The 18,080-nt window shown below is 71.4% G+C and carries 15 protein-coding genes; 13 read left to right on the forward strand and 2 right to left on the reverse strand.

Features of this window, described 5'->3' with window-relative positions; translation table 11 throughout:
• Positions 1 to 63: 63 nt before the first annotated feature.
• The 7 genes from QRD43_RS11585 (at position 64) to udk (ending at position 6,270) form a co-directional block, all read left to right on the forward strand.
• Entirely contained in the window at positions 64 to 387 is a 324-nt protein-coding gene (locus QRD43_RS11585; protein ID WP_285982640.1) for an ArsR/SmtB family transcription factor, read from the forward strand.
• A 47-nt stretch (positions 388 to 434) separates the two neighbouring features.
• On the forward strand, positions 435 to 938 hold the full coding sequence (locus QRD43_RS11590) for an arsenate reductase ArsC (protein WP_285982641.1): 504 nt from the start codon (positions 435 to 437) through the stop codon (positions 936 to 938).
• A gap of 8 nt (positions 939 to 946) precedes the next feature.
• Complete coding sequence (locus QRD43_RS11595) at positions 947 to 1,648, forward strand: aquaporin (protein WP_285982642.1); 702 nt, start codon at positions 947 to 949, stop codon at positions 1,646 to 1,648.
• Between the two features lie 118 nt (positions 1,649 to 1,766).
• Positions 1,767 to 2,282, forward strand: coding sequence for a MarR family winged helix-turn-helix transcriptional regulator (locus tag QRD43_RS11600; protein WP_285982643.1), 516 nt, complete (start codon positions 1,767 to 1,769; stop codon positions 2,280 to 2,282).
• Positions 2,273 to 4,165, forward strand: coding sequence for an arsenic resistance N-acetyltransferase ArsN2 (gene arsN2, locus QRD43_RS11610; RefSeq protein ID WP_342399035.1), 1,893 nt, complete (start codon positions 2,273 to 2,275; stop codon positions 4,163 to 4,165). The genes QRD43_RS11600 and arsN2 overlap by 10 nt, the downstream gene beginning before the upstream one ends.
• A 2-nt stretch (positions 4,166 to 4,167) precedes the next feature.
• Positions 4,168 to 5,382, forward strand: coding sequence for an MFS transporter (locus tag QRD43_RS11615; RefSeq protein ID WP_285982644.1), 1,215 nt, complete (start codon positions 4,168 to 4,170; stop codon positions 5,380 to 5,382).
• 246 nt (positions 5,383 to 5,628) lie between these two features.
• On the forward strand, positions 5,629 to 6,270 hold the full coding sequence (udk, locus tag QRD43_RS11620) for a uridine kinase (protein WP_285982645.1): 642 nt from the start codon (positions 5,629 to 5,631) through the stop codon (positions 6,268 to 6,270).
• Positions 6,271 to 6,332: 62 nt separating this feature from the next.
• On the opposite strand, the gene truD is transcribed toward udk, so the two are convergent.
• The gene (truD, locus tag QRD43_RS11625) at positions 6,333 to 7,346 is read right to left on the reverse strand and encodes a tRNA pseudouridine(13) synthase TruD (protein WP_285982646.1); all 1,014 of its coding nucleotides are present in this window, start codon (positions 7,344 to 7,346) and stop codon (positions 6,333 to 6,335) included.
• Between the two features lie 783 nt (positions 7,347 to 8,129).
• Here truD and QRD43_RS11630 point away from each other — a divergent pair.
• The 5 genes from QRD43_RS11630 (at position 8,130) to katG (ending at position 16,849) form a co-directional block, all read left to right on the forward strand.
• Complete coding sequence (locus QRD43_RS11630) at positions 8,130 to 8,474, forward strand: cobalt-zinc-cadmium resistance protein (protein WP_285982647.1); 345 nt, start codon at positions 8,130 to 8,132, stop codon at positions 8,472 to 8,474.
• A 69-nt stretch (positions 8,475 to 8,543) separates the two neighbouring features.
• A complete protein-coding gene (locus tag QRD43_RS11635; protein WP_285982648.1) occupies positions 8,544 to 9,842 on the forward strand; it encodes a TolC family protein in 1,299 nt (432 codons plus the stop codon).
• A gap of 11 nt (positions 9,843 to 9,853) precedes the next feature.
• Positions 9,854 to 11,089 carry an efflux RND transporter periplasmic adaptor subunit gene (locus tag QRD43_RS11640; RefSeq protein WP_285982649.1) on the forward strand — a complete coding sequence of 412 codons (1,236 nt, stop codon included), beginning with the start codon at positions 9,854 to 9,856 and terminating at the stop codon, positions 11,087 to 11,089.
• A 12-nt stretch (positions 11,090 to 11,101) separates the two neighbouring features.
• Positions 11,102 to 14,320 (forward strand): CusA/CzcA family heavy metal efflux RND transporter, encoded by a 3,219-nt coding sequence (locus QRD43_RS11645; RefSeq protein ID WP_285982650.1) that lies wholly within the window; start codon positions 11,102 to 11,104, stop codon positions 14,318 to 14,320.
• Between the two features lie 327 nt (positions 14,321 to 14,647).
• Positions 14,648 to 16,849, forward strand: coding sequence for a catalase/peroxidase HPI (katG, locus tag QRD43_RS11650; protein WP_285982651.1), 2,202 nt, complete (start codon positions 14,648 to 14,650; stop codon positions 16,847 to 16,849).
• 27 nt (positions 16,850 to 16,876) lie between these two features.
• Here katG and QRD43_RS11655 read toward each other — a convergent pair whose 3' ends face one another.
• Positions 16,877 to 17,578, reverse strand: a complete 702-nt coding sequence (locus QRD43_RS11655; protein WP_285982652.1) for a hypothetical protein — start codon at positions 17,576 to 17,578, stop codon at positions 16,877 to 16,879.
• 194 nt (positions 17,579 to 17,772) lie between these two features.
• On the opposite strand from QRD43_RS11655, the gene QRD43_RS11660 reads away from it, so the two are divergent.
• On the forward strand, positions 17,773 to 18,048 hold the full coding sequence (locus QRD43_RS11660; protein WP_285982653.1) for an HU family DNA-binding protein: 276 nt from the start codon (positions 17,773 to 17,775) through the stop codon (positions 18,046 to 18,048).
• Positions 18,049 to 18,080: the final 32 nt, after the last annotated feature.

The raw sequence follows: 18,080 nt of genomic DNA on the forward strand, positions 1-18,080 counted from the left end.
GCAAAGTCCGGGATTGCGACTTGCCTTGCATCAATATTTCCAATTCTATAGAATTATCAACCTATGGAAGAACAACAAGTCGTCCGTTCCCTCGCGGCCCTGGCGCAAGCCCATCGGCTCAAGGTGTTCCGTCTGCTGGTCGTCGCGGGCCCACAAGGTCTCACGCCAGGTGCCATCGCAGAAGCGCTGGAGGTGCCGGCTGCAACCCTGTCCTTCCATCTGAAGGAACTGAGCCACGCGGGTCTGGTGACGCAGGAGCGAATCAGCCGCAATGTGGTGTACCGCGCCGCCTTCGAGCAGATGAACGAACTGCTGGCCTTCCTGACCGAGAACTGTTGCCTGGGCGAGAGCTGCCTGCAGACCCAGACATCCCCCTGCCGCTGCTGACCCCTCATTCGAGCCACCGCTGAGCCCAACGCCGCCTCCGACCGACCATGACCACCAACGTCCTCATTCTCTGCACTCACAACTCCGCGCGTAGCGTGCTCTCTGAAGGCATGCTCAGCCACTTGGCTGCCAAGCTGGGCAAGGACGTCAAGGCCTTCAGCGCCGGCAGTGCACCCAGCGGCCGCCTCAACCCCTTCGCGCTCGAAGCGCTGACCCAGGCGGGTGTCGATGTCAGCGGCTACCGCAGCAAGAGCTGGGACGAGTTCACCACGCCCGAGGCTCCGCCCCTGTCCATCGTGATCACCGTCTGCGACAGCGCGGCCGCGGAGCAGTGTCCGGTCTTCTTCGGCGGACACGGCCAGCCGGTGAAGGTGCACTGGGGCTACCCCGACCCCTCCAATGCCGAAGGTGGCGACGAGGGCAAGCGCCGCGCCTTCGAGCTGACGCGCCAGGCCATCGGCTACCGCATGCTGCAGCTGCTGGCACTGCCGCTGGAGACCCTGAGCAAGGCCGAGCTGCTGGCGGCGCTCCAGGCCATCGCCAAAAGCTGAGGCAGACCATGACTGCACGCACCTCCCAGAAGCTGCTGGCCGAAGGTCTGGGCACTGCGCTGCTGCTGGCCGTGGTGATCGGCTCCGGGATCATGGCTGAGCACCTGTCGGGCGGCAACGTGGCCCTCGCGCTGCTGGCCAATGCGGCGGCCACCGTGGGCGGCCTCTATGTGCTGATCGAGGTGTTCGGCCCGCTCAGCGGCGCGCACTTCAATCCGGCGGTCTCGCTGGTGATGGCCGCCCGTGGCGAGCTGCCCATGGGCCTTCTCGCGCCTTACGTGCTGGTCCAGCTGCTCGGCGCCATGATGGGCGCCTGGCTGGCGCATGCCATGTTCGACCTGAGCATCCTGCAGTGGTCGGGCAAGCTGAGGGGCGGCGCGGGGCAGTGGATCGCCGAAGCCGTGGCCACCTTCGGGCTGTTGCTGGTGATCCTGCGCGCGCCGGCCGGCCGGGCCTCGTCCCTCGTCGCCGCCTACATCGGGGCGGCCTACTGGTTCACGGCCTCCACGTCATTTGCCAATCCCGCCGCGGTGTTCGGCCGCATGTTCAGCGACAGCTTCGCCGGCATCGCTCCCGCCAGCGCACCCGGCTTTGTGCTGGCGCAACTGGTGGGCGCGGGGCTTGCCGTCGGCGTGGCGCGCCTGCTCTCGCCCAGGGGCGCATCGGCTCGGGACTCGGATGAAGAACCGAGGCAGGCGCACAAGACCTGACCCCCTGATCCCCTGACGCACGGGGCCGCGGCCCCGTTCTCTTGACCCAGATAGTTGCTATTGACAACCTATGGGGAGCTTCCTATCGTGCGCTCAAGTCGTTGCTATACACACCCACATGCCTCAAGCATCCGCTCCCTCTCCGTCCAGCCCTGGCAGCCTGCTGCGCGAGGTGGCTCGCCTCTACACGCGGGCCCAGCGCGTGGTCGCGGACTGCTGCAGCACCACCAGCACCCAGTGCCACCTGTTGACCGAGCTGGCGCGCTCCGGGCCCTTGTCGCTGTCGGAGCTGGGCACGCGGGTCAGCCTGGAGAAGAGCTGGGTGTCGCGCGCGGTGGAGGCCATGGCAGCGCGTGGCTGGGTGACCAAGGAGCCGAACCCGTCCGACGCAAGGAGCTGGCTCGTCACGCTCACCGCCGACGGCGTGCGCACCGTCCATGCGCTGAACCACACGCTCGACGCCCACGCGGACCAGTTGCTGGACCGCCTGGGTGAGCGCCAGCGCGCTGCCGTCGAGCAATCCCTGTTGCTGCTGCTTCAGGCCCTGCGGGAGGACCAGGCCGCCATGTGCTGCCTCCCGCCGCCCGAGGCCCAGGACGTCACGAACGTCAAGGACACACCCTCATGTTGTTGAACCCACTCTCCCTGCGCCAGGCTGGCGCCTCCGACTGGCCCGCCATCGAAGCCCTGCTGCTGGCCAACAAGCTCCCCGTCGAAGGGGCACGCGAGCACCTCGCGACCTATGTGCTGGCCATTTCAAACGGCGACGTCGTCGGCTGTGCCGGCGCCGAGGTCTATGGCGCCGTGGCGCTGCTGCGCTCGGTGGCCGTGGCCCCGGGGCTGCACAAGAAGGGCATCGGCCGGCTGATGCTGCAGACGCTGCTGCAGCAGGCGCGCGCCCGGGACATCGCCTCGCTGCACCTGCTGACCGTCACCGCGCCGGAGTACTTCGCGCAGTTCGGCTTCAAGCGCGGCAGCCGGGAAGACGCGCCGGCGGCCCTCAAGGCCTCGGCCGAGTTCCAGGGCGCCTGCCCGGCCTGCGCCGCCTTCATGAGCCTGACCCTGCGTGAGCTGCCGAAGCGGGACGGCGATCTGCCGGTCGCGGTGCTCGGTGCGGGCCCGGTGGGACTGGCCGCGGCCGCCCAGCTGATCGAGCGCGGCCTGCCCTTCGTGGTGCTGGAAGCCGGTCGTGAGGTGGGCACCCATCTCCTGGACTACGGCCATGTGCGCCTGTTCTCCCCCTGGCGGTACAACGTCGACGCCAGCATGGCCCGGCTGCTGGCGCCGACCGGCTGGATGGCTCCGCCTGACGCCGAACTGCCGTTTGCGGCCGAGGTCGTCGAGCGCGTCCTGAAACCCTTCGCCGCACTGCCGGCGGTGGCCGGCGCCTTGCAGCTCGGGGCGCGTGTGACCGCCCTCAGCCGCGAGGGCTACGACAAGGTCAAGAGCACCGGGCGGGAGCAGGCCGCGTTTGTCGTGCGCTATGTGCAGGACGGGCGCGAGCGCAGCGTGCGTGCTCGTGCCGTCATCGATGCCACCGGCACCTGGCGCACGCCCAATCCCCTGGGCGCCCATGGCCTGCCAGCGCTCGGTGAAGCGGCGGCGGCGTCTCAGATCTTCTACGGCATCCCCGATGTGCTCGGCGCGCAGCGCCTGCGCTACACGGGCAGGCGGACCCTGGTGGTGGGCGCCGGGCACTCGGCCGCCAACGCCCTGCTATCCCTGGCCGAGCTGGCCCGGGAGGCCCCGGGCACCCGGCTGGCGTGGGCGGTGCGCTCGCCCTCGCTGCAACGCGTCTTCGGCGGTGGCAGTGCGGATGCGCTGCCTGCGCGCGGCGAGCTCGGCAGCGCGCTGCAGCGCCTGCGCGAGAACGCGGAGCTGGAGTTCTTCAGCGGCCTGCACATCACCGAGATCCGCCGGGAGGCGTCGGGCCAGCTGACCGTCCTGGGCACGGATGCGCAGCAGCGGCCCATCGAAGTGCCCGGCATCGACGAGATCATCTGCGCCACCGGCCAGCGCCCCGACCTGCGCATCGGCAGCGAGCTGCGCCTCAAGCTCGATCCCTGGCTGGAGTCCACCGAGGCCCTGGGCCCGCTGATCGACCCGAACCTGCACAGCTGCGGCACCGTACGGCCCCATGGCCATCGGGAGCTGTCGCATCCGGAGCCGGGCTTTTACACCGTGGGCGTGAAGAGCTATGGCCGTGCGCCGACCTTCCTGATGGCCACGGGCTTCGAGCAGGCGCGCTCCGTCGTCGCTGCGCTGGCGGGTGACCTGGAGGCCGCCGACCGGGTCGAGCTGGACCTGCCGGAGACGGGCGTGTGCTCCCTCGGCGCCGACCATGCGGATGCCGGCAGCAGCGCCTGCTGCGGCGCCCCAGGCGAGACGAGGCCTGCCGCGGAGGCGCCTGCCGAGGTGGCCTCACCGCTCGCGATCACGGCCCCGGCCAGCGCGTCCTGCTGCGGCCCCCAGCCCGCACGGGACGCGGCAGCCCCTGCCTCCCGGTGCTGCGGCTGAGCATGCGCCAGCGTCGCGCCACGACCGTCATGGCCCTGGGCCTGGCCCAGACCCTGGCCTGGGCCTCGTCCTACTACCTCCCGGCGATGCTGGCCCAGCCCATGGCCCGCTCGCTGGGGCTGGATGCGCCGGACGTCTTCGCGGCCTTCTCGGTGGCCCTGGTGGTGTCCGCGCTGGTCGGTCCGCGTGCCGGACGCATGATCGACCAGCAAGGCGGCCGGCGCGTGCTCGCGGGCACGAGCCTCCTCTTCGCGAGCGGCCTGGCCCTGATGGCGACGAGCACGGGCTTCACCAGCCTGCTGCTGGCCTGGGGGGTCATGGGCCTCGCGATGGGCAGCGGGCTGTACGAGGCCGCCTTCGCGACGCTGGTCCGGCTGCATCGGCTGGAGTCCCGCCAGATGATCACCGGCATCACCCTCATCGCCGGCTTCGCCAGCACGGTGGGCTGGCCGCTGAGTGCCTGGCTGAGCGCGCAGTGGGGCTGGCGGGAGGCCTGCTGGACCTGGGCGGCGCTGCATGTGCTGGTGGGGCTGCCGCTGAACCTGAGCCTGCCGCGGGCCGAACCGGCACACGATGCGGCCGGACCAGGCCCAGGCTCGCGTCCGGGCGATTCGGGCGATTCGGGCGAGCCGGCGACCGCCACCGAGCCGGGCCTGGGCGCCGTGCTCGCGCTGTCCTTCGTGTTCGCCTCGACCTGGTTCACCAGCACCGCCATGGCCGCGCACTTCCCGCGCTTGCTCCAGGGCTTCGGGATCGGCGTGGCGGGTGCCGTGGGCATTGCTGCACTGATCGGCCCCTCGCAGGTGGCCGCGCGCCTGTTCGAGTTCGGCTTCCTGCGCCGCGTGCATCCGCTGCTGTCGGCCCGCCTGGCCACGTTGGCGCATCCGCTCGGCGCCCTCGGGCTTCTGATCCTCGGCGGCCCGGCGGGGGCGGCCTTCGGCCTCCTGCATGGGGCAGGCAATGGCGTGCTGACCATCGCCAAGGGCACCCTGCCGCTGGTGATCTTTGGCGCGCAGGGCTACGGCCATCGGCAGGGTCTGTTGATGCTGCCGGCGCGCGTCGCCCAGGCCTTTGCGCCGTGGCTGTTCGGTCTCGCGCTGGACCGCTGGCAGGGGCAGGCCCTCTGGCTCACCGCCGCGCTGGGCCTGCTTGCCTTCGGGACGCTGATGCGGCTGGGGCGCCTGCAGACGACGCCGCCCGCGACCTCGGGTCCTTGAGGCCCAGGGACGCCGCCCTGCCGTCCCCGCGGGGTGAGAGGCCCGTGCTGATGGCGGCCCCGCCGGCTCGCTGCATCGCGAAGGCCCCCGCTCCGGCGGAGGGCCCCTCTGCGGGGCGTGGGCCCACAAGGCGGGCCCCACGGCGAGATCGCGCGGCGTGCCGCCAGGCCCAGGGGCCCCGCCGCCGCATAAAATCCCCGCGCTCCTCGTCTATTTGCGGGCCTCTCCCACGCCCGCCCCCACGTCATGCCCAAAACTCCACACAAGCCTTTCGTCATCGGTGTCGCGGGGGGCAGCGGCAGCGGCAAGTCGACGGTGACACGCCAGGTGCTGGCCGCCATCGGGTCGGAGAACGTGGCGGTGGTGATGCAGGATGACTACTACCGGGACCAGTCCCACATGCCGCCGGAGGACCGGCGCAAGCAGAACTACGATCATCCCGATGCCTTCGACTGGCCGCTGATGGCGCAGCATCTGGCCGCGCTGCGCAAGGGCGAGGCGATCGAGATGCCGGTGTATGACTTCGCGGCCGACAACCGCTCCAGCGAAACCATCACCGTGAAGCCCGCACCGGTGATCGTGGTCGAGGGCCTCTTCGCGCTGTACGACACCAAGCTGCGCAACATGATGTCGCTGAAGATCTATGTGGACACGGCCTCGGACGTGCGCTTCATCCGGCGCCTGCAGCGCGACATCTCGGAGCGTGGCCGCAGCACCGAGTCGGTGGTGAACCAGTATCTGGACACCGTGCGCCCCATGCACAAGCAGTTCATCGAGCCGACCAAGCGCAACGCCGACGTGATCCTGCCGCATGGCGCCAACGGCCCGGCGGTGGACATCATCACCACCAAGGTGAAGAGCCTGCTGCTCGACGATGCGCGCGGCTGAGCGCGGGGCATCCCGATTCGCTGAACGGCTCCCCGCTCACGCCTGACCGTTCGCGACCCGCCTCACTCGGCCGCCGGCGGCTCGCCTTCCGTGTGCCGGTCCGGCTCCGTGGTGCGGAGGATCTCGTTCAGCACGGAGGTGGCGTAGTTGCCGGCGGGCAGCGAGAAGGTCAGCACCAGCTGCTGGGCTTGCGGCCATTCCCACGTCATGTCCGCCGGGCTTGCCACGAGGGCGCGGCGCTCCTGGTCCAGGCCGGCGTGCTCCATGCCGTCGCACAAGGTGGCGTGTCGCGCCGCCACGCCCATTTCCAGCGCCTGGGCCTCCTCGGTGGTGCTCACGCGGCCCCGGCCCCAGAGTGGACCGGTCGGCCGGCCGGCCTCGTCCATCACGTCGCCGGGCAAGGTCTGACCCCAGCGCCCCTGCTGGATGCGCAGCGCCAGCACCTCATTGAAGACGAAGGAGCGCACCGCGGACAGGTAGATGCCCTTCTTCTTCGGATTGCGCACGCGGATCTCGCGCGCCAGCATGGCCCGGCCCTGTTCGACATTGCCGCCGTCGTGGCCGAAGCGCTGGGCGCCGAAGTAGTTGGGCACGCCTTGCGCCGCGATGGCCTGGAGATTGGCCTCGATGGCCTCGCGGTCCCCGGCCACGTCACGCAGCACGATGCGGAAGCGGTTGCCCTGCAGGTCACCGGGGCGCAGCTTCTTCACGTGGCGGCTCTGGCTCAGCACCTTGAACTCCGGGTGCTGCAGCTGGGTCAGGTCGGGCGTCTCGCCCTTGGGCAGATAGAGGCTGAACCACTGGCGGGTGATGGCGTAGCGGTCCTTGAGGCCGGCATAGCCGACATCCCACGGCTGCACGCCCGCGGCCGCGGCCAGCTGCTCGGCCACGAAGGCGGTATTGGCGCCGTTCTTCTCGACGTCCAGCCAGACGTGCTCGCCCGCGCCGGAGGGAAGCTGCAGCGGCAGCTCTGTGACGATGAAGTCCTCGTTGAGGAGCTTCAGGGTGGCGCTGGCGCCGCTGGCCGGGTAGGCATTGGGCCAGTGCGGCAAGGTCGTGTAGTGAGAATCGGTCATGAGTGGGCTGACGGCGCCAGCTGGAGATGGGGACAGGCTGTCCATCCGACCAGGGGCCGGCCAGGCGGTGATTCTCGCCGACCCGCATCGCCACACGCAGAGCGCGACGGCCCTCCGACGCGGGGCGACGGCTTTGGCATGCCGACGCGGCTCAGGCGCGGGTCGCCATGCCCCGCCACGAGGCGGGCACGACCGTACCTCGTGGGCCCCCGGTGCGTCCTTGGCGGACGAGGGGCCCCTGGCGGTGAGTCGGTGCCTCGACGGCCCCCCCGGTACAGGGCCGTGCCGATCGCCCATGCGGCCAGCAACACGAAGAGGAGGGCCCGGTGGAGGAGGCGCTTCGATCGGCGGCGACCGTCGTGGCCGAGGCCCGTGCGGGGCTGCAGTGTCTGGAAGAGCCATTCACCGGCCATGGCAACGCCGCCGAGGGTCAGCGGCGCCAGGAGCCCTTGCCACCAGGCCAGACCAGGCGGCGCCTTGCGCGACAGCCGCTGGACGGCCCTCGACAGGCCGCCAATGAGCAGCCCGTCGACGTAGGCAAGGCCTGCCAGGCAGATCGCAGCTTTCAGGGGAGGGCGCCGTGACAGGGGGGCGGCCCGTCTGAATGCGGGATGTTGGGGGCGAGTGTCGATCGGTGATTCGCCCTGCCGAGCCGAGGCGCGCGGGGGCGGGCGTTCACACGCGATGTTCAGGTGCCCGGGCTGGGTTCGCCAAGCCGGGGTCCTGAGGGGCGGCATGTTGCCATCCGGCGGCCACCGCGGCTCCGGTGATAATCTCGCCGACATGAAGCGCCTGCTCGCCCTCCTCATTGCCGTGCTGCTGCCACTCCAGCTCTCCTGGGCCGTGGCCGCGACGTACTGCGAGCATGAGACGACGGCGCAGGGCGCGCAGCACTTCGGACATCACGCGCATGTCCATGCGGATGCCAAGCCGGCCGGGCTCGGCAAGCTGGCCGCGGACCTGGACTGCAGCTTCTGCCATGCAGGCTCGGTGGCTTCCTTGCCCGGGCTGGAGGCGCCGCCGCTGGCAGCGCTTCGTGCCGACGTGCCCCGATCCCTCGGGGACGCCAAACGTCCCTCAGCGCCACAGCGCACGCCCGATCGCCCTCAGTGGCCGCGTCTCGCCTAGCCGGCGAGACGTCTGAAACTCCCGTCATGCCGTCTCGCCGAATCCCGAGGTTTCAACCGATGAGATTCGATGAGCAGACTCCTATGGCCGCTCGGGCTGGCGGCCGCCATGCACAGCCCTGTCCCGGCGTGGGCACAAACGCCCGCGCCCCTTTCCACTTCCACTTCCACTTCCACTTCCACTTCAACCACCACGCCGGCTGACGCTGCCCCCGCGGCGCCTGCGACCTCACCCCTGACGCTCGAGCAGGCGCTCTCGCAGGCCCTCGCGCGAAGTCCGGCCCTGGCCGCGGCCTCGCGCCAGGTCGAGGCGGCCCGGGCCGCGGCGCAGCAGGCCGGCGCGTGGCGCAATCCGGAGCTCAGCGTCACCGTCGAGGACGCCCGCAGCGAGGCGCGGACGACCACGGTGATGGTCGGCGTGCCGCTGGAGCTCGGCGGCAAACGTCAAGCGCGGCTCACGGCGGCAGCGCGGGCCGTCGGCTTGGCCGAGGCCGAGCTGCGGCGCGCGCGTGCCGAGCTGCGCGCCGGCGTCGCCCAGGCCTTCTTCGCGGCGCTGGTGGCGCAGGAGCGCCTGACGCTGGCCGACGGCGCGGTCGGCATCGCGGCGCGGGCGGCCGAAGCGGCAGGCCGGCGCGTGGCCGCCGGCAAGGTGTCGCCCGTCGAGGCCACGCGGGCCCGGGTGGATCTTGCGCAGGCCCGGCTGGAGCGGGCCGAGGCCCAGGGCGAGCTGCGAATGGCGCACCACGCGCTGGCCGCGCTCCTGGGCGATGTGGCGCCCGCCTTTGGGCGCGTCCAGGGCGAGGCCCGGGCGTGGCCCGAGCGGCCGGGATTCGAGGCGCTGTCCGCGCAGATCGACGAGGCGCCCGCCCTGATGGCGGCCCAGGCCGAGGTCGATCGGCGCGTGGCGCTCGTGGCGGTCGAGCGCAGCAAGGCAAGCCCGGACGTGATGCTCAGCCTCGGCAGCAAGCGTGACGCCTCCACGGGGCGCTCGCAGGCCGTGCTCGGCCTGGCCTTGCCGCTGCCACTGTTCGATCGCAACCAGGGCAGCGTCGTCGAGGCCTCCCGCCTGGCCGATCAGGCCCGGGACGAGCAGCAGCTCGCGCGGCTGAAGCTGCTGGCCGAGCTGCAGGAGGCCTCGACCCGGCTGACCGGCGCCCAGGCCGCGCTGCAGGCGCTGCAGGACACGGTGCTGCCCGCCGCGCAGGAAGCCCATGACGCCGCCAGCCGAGGCTTCGAGGCGGGCAAGTTCGGCTTCCTCGAGGTCCTCGACGCCCAGCGCACGCTGCTCCAGGCACGTGCGCGCTACCTGAACACCCTGGCCGCCGCGCATCAGGCCGCGGCCACCCTGGACCGGATCACCGGCCGTTGAAGGGAACACCCATGAACATCACGAAGAAGCAACAGACCTGGATGGCCGCCGTGGTCGCGGCTGGGCTGCTCGGCAGCGGGGCCGTCCTGTGGACCGGCCGCACCGCGGCGCCGACGCCGGGCGAGCATGCCCACCGGGAGGGCGACTCCCACGCTGACAAGGAGGCCGACAAGAGCGCCGACAAGACCGCAGACTCGGCCGCGGCGCACACCGACGAGGCGGCGCTGATCCGCCTCACCGCCGCGCAGCAGCAGGCGGCCGGTCTCACGGTGCAGGCGGCGGGGCCGGGCACCTTGCGGGCCGTCAGCGATTTCTCCGGCGAGATCCGCTTCAACGAGGACCGCACGGCCCACGTCGTGCCGCGCCTGGCCGGCGTGGCGGACTCGGTGAGCGCCCAGCTGGGCCAGCAGGTCCGCAGCGGGCAGGTGCTGGCGGTCATCGCCAGCCCCGCGCTGTCGGAGCTGCGCAGCGAGCTGCTGACGGCGCAGCGCCGGCAGGAGGCGGCCCTCGCGACGCACGCGCGCGAGAAGCAGCTCTGGCAGGACCGCATCTCCGCCGAGCAGGACTACCTCCAGGCCCAGACCGCCCTGCGCGAGGCGGGCATCGCCGTGGACAACGCCCGGCAGAAGCTCGCCGCCCTGGGGGCCACCGGCGCCGCGGGCAGCCTGAACCGCTTCGAGCTTCGCGCGCCCTTCGCCGGCACCGTGGTCGAGAAGCACCTCTCGCGGGGCGAATCGGTCCGCGAGGACGCCAGCGTCTTCACGCTCTCCGACCTTGGCACGGTCTGGGCGGAGTTCGCCGTGGCGCCGCAGGACCTGGCCGTCGTGCGCGTGGGGCAGCAGGTCGTCGTCACGTCGTCGGCCTTCGAGGAGCAGGTGGCGGGCACGGTGTCCTATGTGGGCGCGCTCCTGGGCGAGCAGACGCGCACGGCACGCGCCCGCGTCACGCTGGCCAATCCACGCGGGGCGTGGCGCCCGGGGCTCTTCGTCACGGTGCGTGTGCTGGGGGCCGAGCAGTCCGTGCCCGTCGCCGTGGCCGCCGACGCGCTTCAGACCCTGGGGCAGCAGACCGTGGCGTTCAAGGTCGTGCCGGGCGGCTTCCAGGCCGTGCCGGTGCGGACCGGCCGCAGCGACGGCCGGACGGTGGAGGTGCTGGAGGGCCTGGTGGCGGGCGACCGCATCGCCGTGGCGAACGCCTTCGTCCTGAAGTCGGAGCTGGGCAAGGCCGGCGCCGCCCACGAGCACTGAAGGGAGACGGACATGTTTGAACGCATCATCCGCTTCTGCGTCGAGCAGCGCTGGCTCGTCATGCTCGCCGTGCTCGGCATGGCGGGCCTGGGCGCCTTCAGCTACACGCGGCTGCCCGTCGACGCCGTGGCCGACATCTCCAACGTGCAGGTCGTCGTCAACACCCAGGCGCCCGGCTACTCGCCCCTGGAGACCGAGCAGCGCGTGACCTTCCCGATCGAGGCGGTCATGGCCGGCCTCCCCGGGCTGGAGCAGACGCGCTCGCTGTCGCGCTACGGCCTCTCGCAGGTGACGGCCATCTTCAAGGACGGCACCGACCTCCACTTCGCGCGGCAACTGGTCAACCAGCGCATGCAGGAGGCGCGCGATCGCCTGCCGGCCGGCGTCACGCCGACCCTGGGGCCCATCTCCACGGGCCTGGGGGAGATCTACCTCTGGACCGTGGAGGCCGAGCCCGGGGCGCGCAAGCCGGACGGCACGCCCTACACCCCGACGGACCTGCGCGAGATCCAGGACTGGGTCATCAAGCCGCAGCTGCGCAACGTCCCGGGCGTCACGGAGATCAACACCATCGGCGGCTTCGAGAAGCAGTACGTGGTCGCGCCCAGCCTGGAGCGACTCGCGGCCTTCGGCCTGGGCCTGGCCGATGTGGTGAACGCGCTGGAGAAGAACAACGCCAGCCAGGGCGCCGGCTACATCGAACGCCAGGGCGAGCAGTACCTGGTGCGCGCGCCGGGGCAGGTCGCCTCGATGGACGACATCCGCGACATCATCGTCGGCACGGCGCAGACACAGGCCATCCGGATCCGCGACATCGGCGACGTCGGCCTCGGCCGCGAGCTGCGCACCGGCGCCGCCACGGAGAACGGGCAGGAGGTCGTGCTCGGCACCGTGTTCATGCTGATGGGCGAGAACAGCCGCCAGGTGTCGCGGGCCGTGGACCGGCAGATGGCGGCCATCAACCGGACGCTGCCGTCCGGCGTGAAGGCCGTGACGGTGTACGACCGCACCACGCTGGTCGACAAGGCCGTGCGCACCGTGCAGAAGAACCTCGTCGAGGGCGCCGCGCTGGTGGTGGCGGTGCTGTGTCTGTTCCTGGGCCATCTGCGGGCCGCGCTCATCACGGCGATGGTGATTCCGCTGTCCATGCTGTTCACGTTCACTGGCATGGTCCAGGCGGGCATCAGCGCCAACCTGATGAGCCTCGGGGCGCTGGACTTCGGGATCATCGTCGACGGGGCCGTGGTGATCGTGGAGCGCTGTGTGCGGCGTCTCGCCCATGCGCAGGCGCAGGCGGGGCGCGAGCTCACGCGCGACGAGCGCTTCCACGAGGTCTTCGCCGCGGCCCGCGAAGCCCGGCGCCCGCTGCTGTTCGGCCAGCTGATCATCATGGTCGTCTACCTCCCCATCCTCGCGCTGACGGGTGTCGAGGGCCGGATGTTCCATCCCATGGCCTACACCGTGCTGCTGGCGCTGCTGGGGGCGATGCTGCTCTCGGTGACCTTCGTGCCCGCCGCCGTGGCGCTGTTCATGGGCCGGCGCGTGGCGGAGCACGACAACCGCCTGATGCAGTGGGCGGCGTCGCGCTACCAGCCGCTGCTGTCGCGCTCGCTCGCGAATGCGCCGGTGGTCCTGACGATCGCCGCCGTGCTGGTGACCTTCTGCGCCGCCGTGGCCACCCGGCTCGGGTCCGAGTTCGTGCCGCATCTGAACGAGGGGGACTTCGCGATCCAGGCGCTGCGCACGCCGGGCACGAGCCTGAGCCAGTCGGTCGCGATGCAGCGGCAGCTGGAGTCGCACCTCCTGGCCCGCTTCCCGGAGATCGAGCGCGTCTTTGCGCGCACCGGCACGGCGGAAATCGCGGCCGACCCGATGCCGCCGAACATCTCCGACGGCTACGTCATGCTCAAGCCCATGGACCAGTGGCCCGAGCCCCGCCGCACGCGGGACGCCCTGCTGGCAGCCATCCGCGAGGCGGCCGACGAGGTGCCGGGGAGCAGCTACGAGTTCTCCCAGCCCATCCAGCTGCGCTTCAACGAGCTCATCTCGGGCGTGCGCTCCGATGTGGCCGTCAAGGTCTTCGGCGACGACAGCGAGGTCCTTGCGGCCACCGCCGGGCGCATCGCGCGCGTCCTGCAGGCCGTGCCGGGCGCAACGGAGGTCAAGGTCGAGCAGTCCACCGGCCTGCCCATGCTGACGGTCCACATCGACCGGGCCCGCGCGGCGCGCTACGGGCTGAACCTGACCGACGTCCAGGACACCGTGGCCACGGCGATCGGCGGGCGCGAGGCGGGCACGGTCTTCCAGGGCGATCGGCGCTTCAGCCTGCTGGTGCGCCTGCCCGACGCGCAGCGGGAGGATCTCGCGGCCCTGCGCCGGCTGCCGGTGCCCCTGCCCCGCGGGCGGGGAGACGGCGCCGGCGGCACCGGCGAGGGGCGAGGGGAGGGCCGCGTGAGCCAGGTGCCGCTGTCGGAGCTGGCGACGCTGGAGCTGGCGCCGGGGCCGAACCAGGTCTCGCGCGAGAACGGCAAACGCCGGCTCGTCGTCAGCGCGAACGTGACGGGGCGCGACCTCGGCTCCTTCGTGGCCGAGGCCCAGGCGGCGATCGAGCGGCAGGTCCAGGTGCCCACCGGCTACTGGACGGCCTGGGGCGGCACCTTCGAGCAGCTGCAGTCGGCCACGCGACGCCTGCAGATCGTGGTGCCGCTGTCGCTGTCGCTCGTGTTCGTGCTGCTCTTCGCCATGTTCGGCAATGTGCGGGACGGCCTGCTCGTCTTCACGGGCATTCCCTTCGCGCTGACGGGCGGCGTGCTGGCGCTGTGGATGCGGGGGATCCCGCTGTCCATCTCGGCCGCCGTGGGCTTCATCGCACTGTCCGGCGTCGCCGTGCTCAACGGCCTGGTGATGCTCTCGTGCATCCGCGGCCTGCGTGAAGAGGGGCGCGACGTGGACGAGGCCGTGCGCGAGGGCGCCCTGACGCGGCTGCGGCCCGTGCTGATGACCGCGCTGGTGGCCTCGCTCGGCTTCGTGCCGATGGCCCTGGCCAGCGGCACGGGCGCGGAGGTGCAGCGGCCCCTGGCCACGGTGGTCATCGGCGGCATCCTGTCGTCGACGGCCCTGACGCTGTTCGTCCTGCCCATTCTTTACCGATGGGCCCATCGCAGGGACGATCCGCGGCAGGACGCCGCCGGCCACCCGGCCGTCGATGGGGAACGCCTGGCCATGCCCTGAGGGCGACGCGGGGCGCGTCGGTGACGGCCCGCCGGTCGTGGTGCGCCTGGCGCGCGTCGCGGTGGCGTCCGAGGCCGGCCCGAACCGGTTGCCGGCGCGCCTGCGGACCTTCGGCGATGAGCCCCGGGAGGCCGGGCGGGACGGCGGGGTCGAGTTGCCGGCAGAGGCCTGCCGGGCGTACGCTTTCTGAATGTCGGCGGCCCGGCGGCCCCACGGGCGCCATCCGATGAGATTGTGTCAATCGAGCGGATAGTCATCCGCAATTGGACCGTCGTTGGCGATTGCAAAAACAATATCACTCATCGCAGCCCCAAGGAGACCGAGACCATGACACAAGACGCCAAGTGCCCCTTCCACCAGGCCGCTGCCCGCAGCACGACGGGCACGCAGTCCAACGCCCAGTGGTGGCCCAATGCCCTGAACCTGGCGATCCTGCACCAGCACCAGCCCGTCTCCAGCCCCATGGATCCGGGCTTCGACTACGCCGAGGCCTTCAAGTCCCTGGACTACCCGGCGCTCAAGGCCGACCTGGCCGCGCTGATGACGGACTCCCAGGACTGGTGGCCCGCCGACTGGGGCCACTACGGCGGCCTCTTCATCCGCATGGCCTGGCATGCCGCCGGCACCTACCGCACCGCGGACGGCCGTGGGGGCGCCAACACCGGCAACCAGCGCTTCGCACCGCTGAACAGCTGGCCGGACAACGGCAACCTCGACAAGGCCCGCCGCCTGCTGTGGCCGATCAAGCAGAAGTACGGCAACGCCATCTCGTGGGCGGACCTCTACATCCTGGCCGGCAACGTGGCCATGGAGACCATGGGCTTCAAGACCTTCGGCTTCGGCGGGGGGCGTGCGGACGTCTACGCCCCGGAGGAAGACGTCTACTGGGGCGCCGAGACCGAGTGGCTCGCCACCAGCGACAAGCCCCACAGCCGTTACCGCGGCGACCGCGAACTGCAGCGCCCGCTGGCTGCCGTGCAGATGGGCCTCATCTACGTCAATCCGCAGGGCCCGGACGGCCGGCCCGACCCGGTGGCTTCCGGCCGCGACGTGCGCGAGACCTTCGCCCGCATGGCCATGAACGACGAGGAGACCGTCGCCCTGGTGGCCGGCGGCCACACCTTCGGCAAGATGCACGGCGCCGGCGACCCGGCCCTGGTCGGTCCCGAACCCGAGGCCGCACCCATCGAGGAGATGGGCTTCGGCTGGGCCAACCGCCTGGGCAGCGGCAAGGGCGTGCACACCACCACCAGCGGCTTCGAGGGCGCCTGGAAGCCCAACCCCACGACCTGGGACATGGGCTACCTCACGACGCTGTTCAAGTACGAGTGGGAGCAGGTGCAGAGCCCGGCCGGCGCGATCCAGTGGCAGGCCAAGAACGTGGCGCCCGAGGACATGATTCCCGACGCCCACGACCCGAGCCGCCGGCACGCACCGCAGATGACCACGGCGGACCTGTCGCTGCGCTTCGATCCGGCCTACGAGAAGATCGCCCGCCGCTTCCTGGCGAACCCGGACGAGTTCGCGGACGCCTACGCCCGCGCCTGGTTCAAGCTCACCCACCGCGACATGGGCCCGAAGGTGCGCTACCTCGGCCCCGAGGTGCCGGCCGAGACGCTGATCTGGCAGGACCCCGTGCCCGCCGTGGACCACCCGCTGGTCGCAGCGCAGGACGTGGTGTTGCTGAAGGATCGCGTGCGGGCCAGCGGCCTGACGGTGGCCGAGCTCGTGGGCACGGCCTGGGCCTCGGCCTCGACGTTCCGTGGCAGTGACATGCGAGGCGGCGCCAATGGGGCCCGCTTGCGCCTGGCGCCGCAGAAGGACTGGGACGTCAACCAGCCGGCGCAGCTCGCCAAGGTGCTGGCGGTGCTGGAAGGCATCCAGGGCCGCTTCAACGCCGAAGCCCCGGGCGGCAAGCGGATCTCGCTGGCCGACCTGATCGTGCTGGCTGGCGCGGCGGGCGTGGAGGCGGCCGCGCAGGCGGCGGGGCAGTCGATCACGGTGCCCTTCACGCCGGGCCGCACGGATGCCGGCCAGGACCAGACCGACGTCGAGTCCTTCGCCGTGCTGGAACCGCAGGCCGACGGCTTCCGCAACTGGCGCCAGGCCTCCTTCGACGTGGCACCGGAGGAGATGCTGCTGGACCGCGCGCAGCTGCTGACGCTCTCGGCGCCGGAGATGACGGTGCTGGTGGGGGGCCTGCGCGTGCTGGGCGCCAACGCCGGCGGCAGCCATGCCGGCGTGCTCACCCAGCGGGTCGGGCAGCTCAGCAACGACTTCTTCGTGAACCTGCTGGACATGTCCACGCAATGGCGCCCGGTGCGCGACAACCTCTACGAGGGCCGCGACCGCAAGACGGGCCAGCCGCGCTGGACGGCCACCCGCGTGGACCTCGCCTTCGGGTCGAACTCGCAGCTGCGCGCGCTGTGCGAGGTCTATGCCCAGCAGGACGGGCAGGCGAAGTTCGTGCGGGACTTCGTCCGCGCGTGGACCAAGGTGATGAACCTCGATCGCTTCGACCTGAAGTGACGGCGGTTGCCGCCGCGCGGGAAGGCTTCAGTTCGGCAGCGCGTGGCAGTTCTCGTCCGCGGTGGCAGCGGTCACCCGGAAGCCCTGGCCCTGCTCGTACAGGGCCAGGCGCCTGCTGAACTGGACGATGGCCTGCGGATCGGCGTCCTCGCCCTTGTAGAGCTCCGGCATCTTCGCCATGGCCCGGCGCTGCAGCCTCGCGGCCTGCGCGAAGTCCCCGGTGCGGGCGACGACGGCGGCCAGGGTGTCCGTGGCGAAGGGATGGCCCTGGCTGATGCGGTAGGCCTCCATCGCGTAGTGCTTGGCCATGTCCAGGTCCGGCTGGAAGCCCGGCTGCTCGCAGGTGGCATGGATCCAGGCCACCTCGTTGGCGGCGGCCTGCGCCACCTCCTCGTTGACGGGCAGGCCGTTCTTCGATGCCAGCGACTCGGCGAACAGGGCGGCCGCCCTCGCGCAGCTGAACTCCACGATGCGGCCACAGAGGTGGTACGTCGCGAGCACATAGGTCGCGTGCTGGTTCTTGCGGGCGGACAGCCGCTGGATCTCCGGCAGCGCCGCGGCGTACTGCCGCTGCTCGATCAGCTGGAAGAGCGGCAGGGGCAGCTCATTGCTCGGCGCCTCGTCCGTGGCGGGGGCCGGGACCTGCGCCGGCGGCTGGGGGGGCGTTTGGGCGACGGTGGCGGCAGGCCCGGCCAGCAGCCAGAGCAGCAGGGCGGACTTCTGGATCATGGGCATCTCCCGGGGCTGAGAAGCGGCCGGGCCGCGAGGGGCGCCGGGCGCTGGGGGCGCGTGGCGGCGGTGCTGTCCCGGGCATCGTACGGGATGGCGCCGCGCCGTGCATCCGCCGGCGTCGGAGCAGACAAGGCCTTTGCCCTGATAATGCGGCCCCTGCGCCCCCGTCGGGCGTCTATGGAAGCATCTGAATGAACAAGAGTGAACTGATCGAAAGCATCGCCAGCAAGGCTGGCATCAGCCGCGCTGCGGCCGGTACCGCCCTGGAAGCGACCCTGGCCAGCATCAGCGAGGCCCTGGTGGCCGGCGACGCCATCGCCCTCGTGGGCTTCGGCACCTTCAAGGTGAGCGAGCGCGCTGCCCGCACCGGCAAGAACCCCGCCACCGGCGCCACCCTGGAAATCGCCGCCTCCAAGTCGGCCAAGTTCACGCCGGGCAAGTCCCTCAAGGACGCGCTGAACGCCTGAGCGCTGCGTCGCTGACGGCTCAAGGGCCGGCC

It is taken from the genome of Roseateles subflavus (genome assembly GCF_030285365.1).
In the GTDB taxonomy this organism is placed as follows: Bacteria; Pseudomonadota; Gammaproteobacteria; order Burkholderiales; family Burkholderiaceae_C; genus Roseateles_B; species Roseateles_B subflavus.

Coding starts and splice junctions, on each gene's coding strand:
- QRD43_RS11590 (WP_285982641.1), top strand. CDS start 435: ATGACCACCAACGTCCTCATTCTCTGCACTCACAACTCCGCGCGTAGC.
- udk (WP_285982645.1), top strand. CDS start 5,629: ATGCCCAAAACTCCACACAAGCCTTTCGTCATCGGTGTCGCGGGGGGC.
- QRD43_RS11630 (WP_285982647.1), top strand. CDS start 8,130: ATGAAGCGCCTGCTCGCCCTCCTCATTGCCGTGCTGCTGCCACTCCAG.
- QRD43_RS11635 (WP_285982648.1), top strand. CDS start 8,544: ATGAGCAGACTCCTATGGCCGCTCGGGCTGGCGGCCGCCATGCACAGC.
- katG (WP_285982651.1), top strand. CDS start 14,648: ATGACACAAGACGCCAAGTGCCCCTTCCACCAGGCCGCTGCCCGCAGC.
- QRD43_RS11645 (WP_285982650.1), top strand. CDS start 11,102: ATGTTTGAACGCATCATCCGCTTCTGCGTCGAGCAGCGCTGGCTCGTC.
- arsN2 (WP_342399035.1), top strand. CDS start 2,273: ATGTTGTTGAACCCACTCTCCCTGCGCCAGGCTGGCGCCTCCGACTGG.
- truD (WP_285982646.1), bottom strand. CDS start 7,346: ATGACCGATTCTCACTACACGACCTTGCCGCACTGGCCCAATGCCTAC.
- QRD43_RS11595 (WP_285982642.1), top strand. CDS start 947: ATGACTGCACGCACCTCCCAGAAGCTGCTGGCCGAAGGTCTGGGCACT.
- QRD43_RS11600 (WP_285982643.1), top strand. CDS start 1,767: ATGCCTCAAGCATCCGCTCCCTCTCCGTCCAGCCCTGGCAGCCTGCTG.
- QRD43_RS11615 (WP_285982644.1), top strand. CDS start 4,168: ATGCGCCAGCGTCGCGCCACGACCGTCATGGCCCTGGGCCTGGCCCAG.
- QRD43_RS11640 (WP_285982649.1), top strand. CDS start 9,854: ATGAACATCACGAAGAAGCAACAGACCTGGATGGCCGCCGTGGTCGCG.
- QRD43_RS11660 (WP_285982653.1), top strand. CDS start 17,773: ATGAACAAGAGTGAACTGATCGAAAGCATCGCCAGCAAGGCTGGCATC.
- QRD43_RS11585 (WP_285982640.1), top strand. CDS start 64: ATGGAAGAACAACAAGTCGTCCGTTCCCTCGCGGCCCTGGCGCAAGCC.
- QRD43_RS11655 (WP_285982652.1), bottom strand. CDS start 17,578: ATGATCCAGAAGTCCGCCCTGCTGCTCTGGCTGCTGGCCGGGCCTGCC.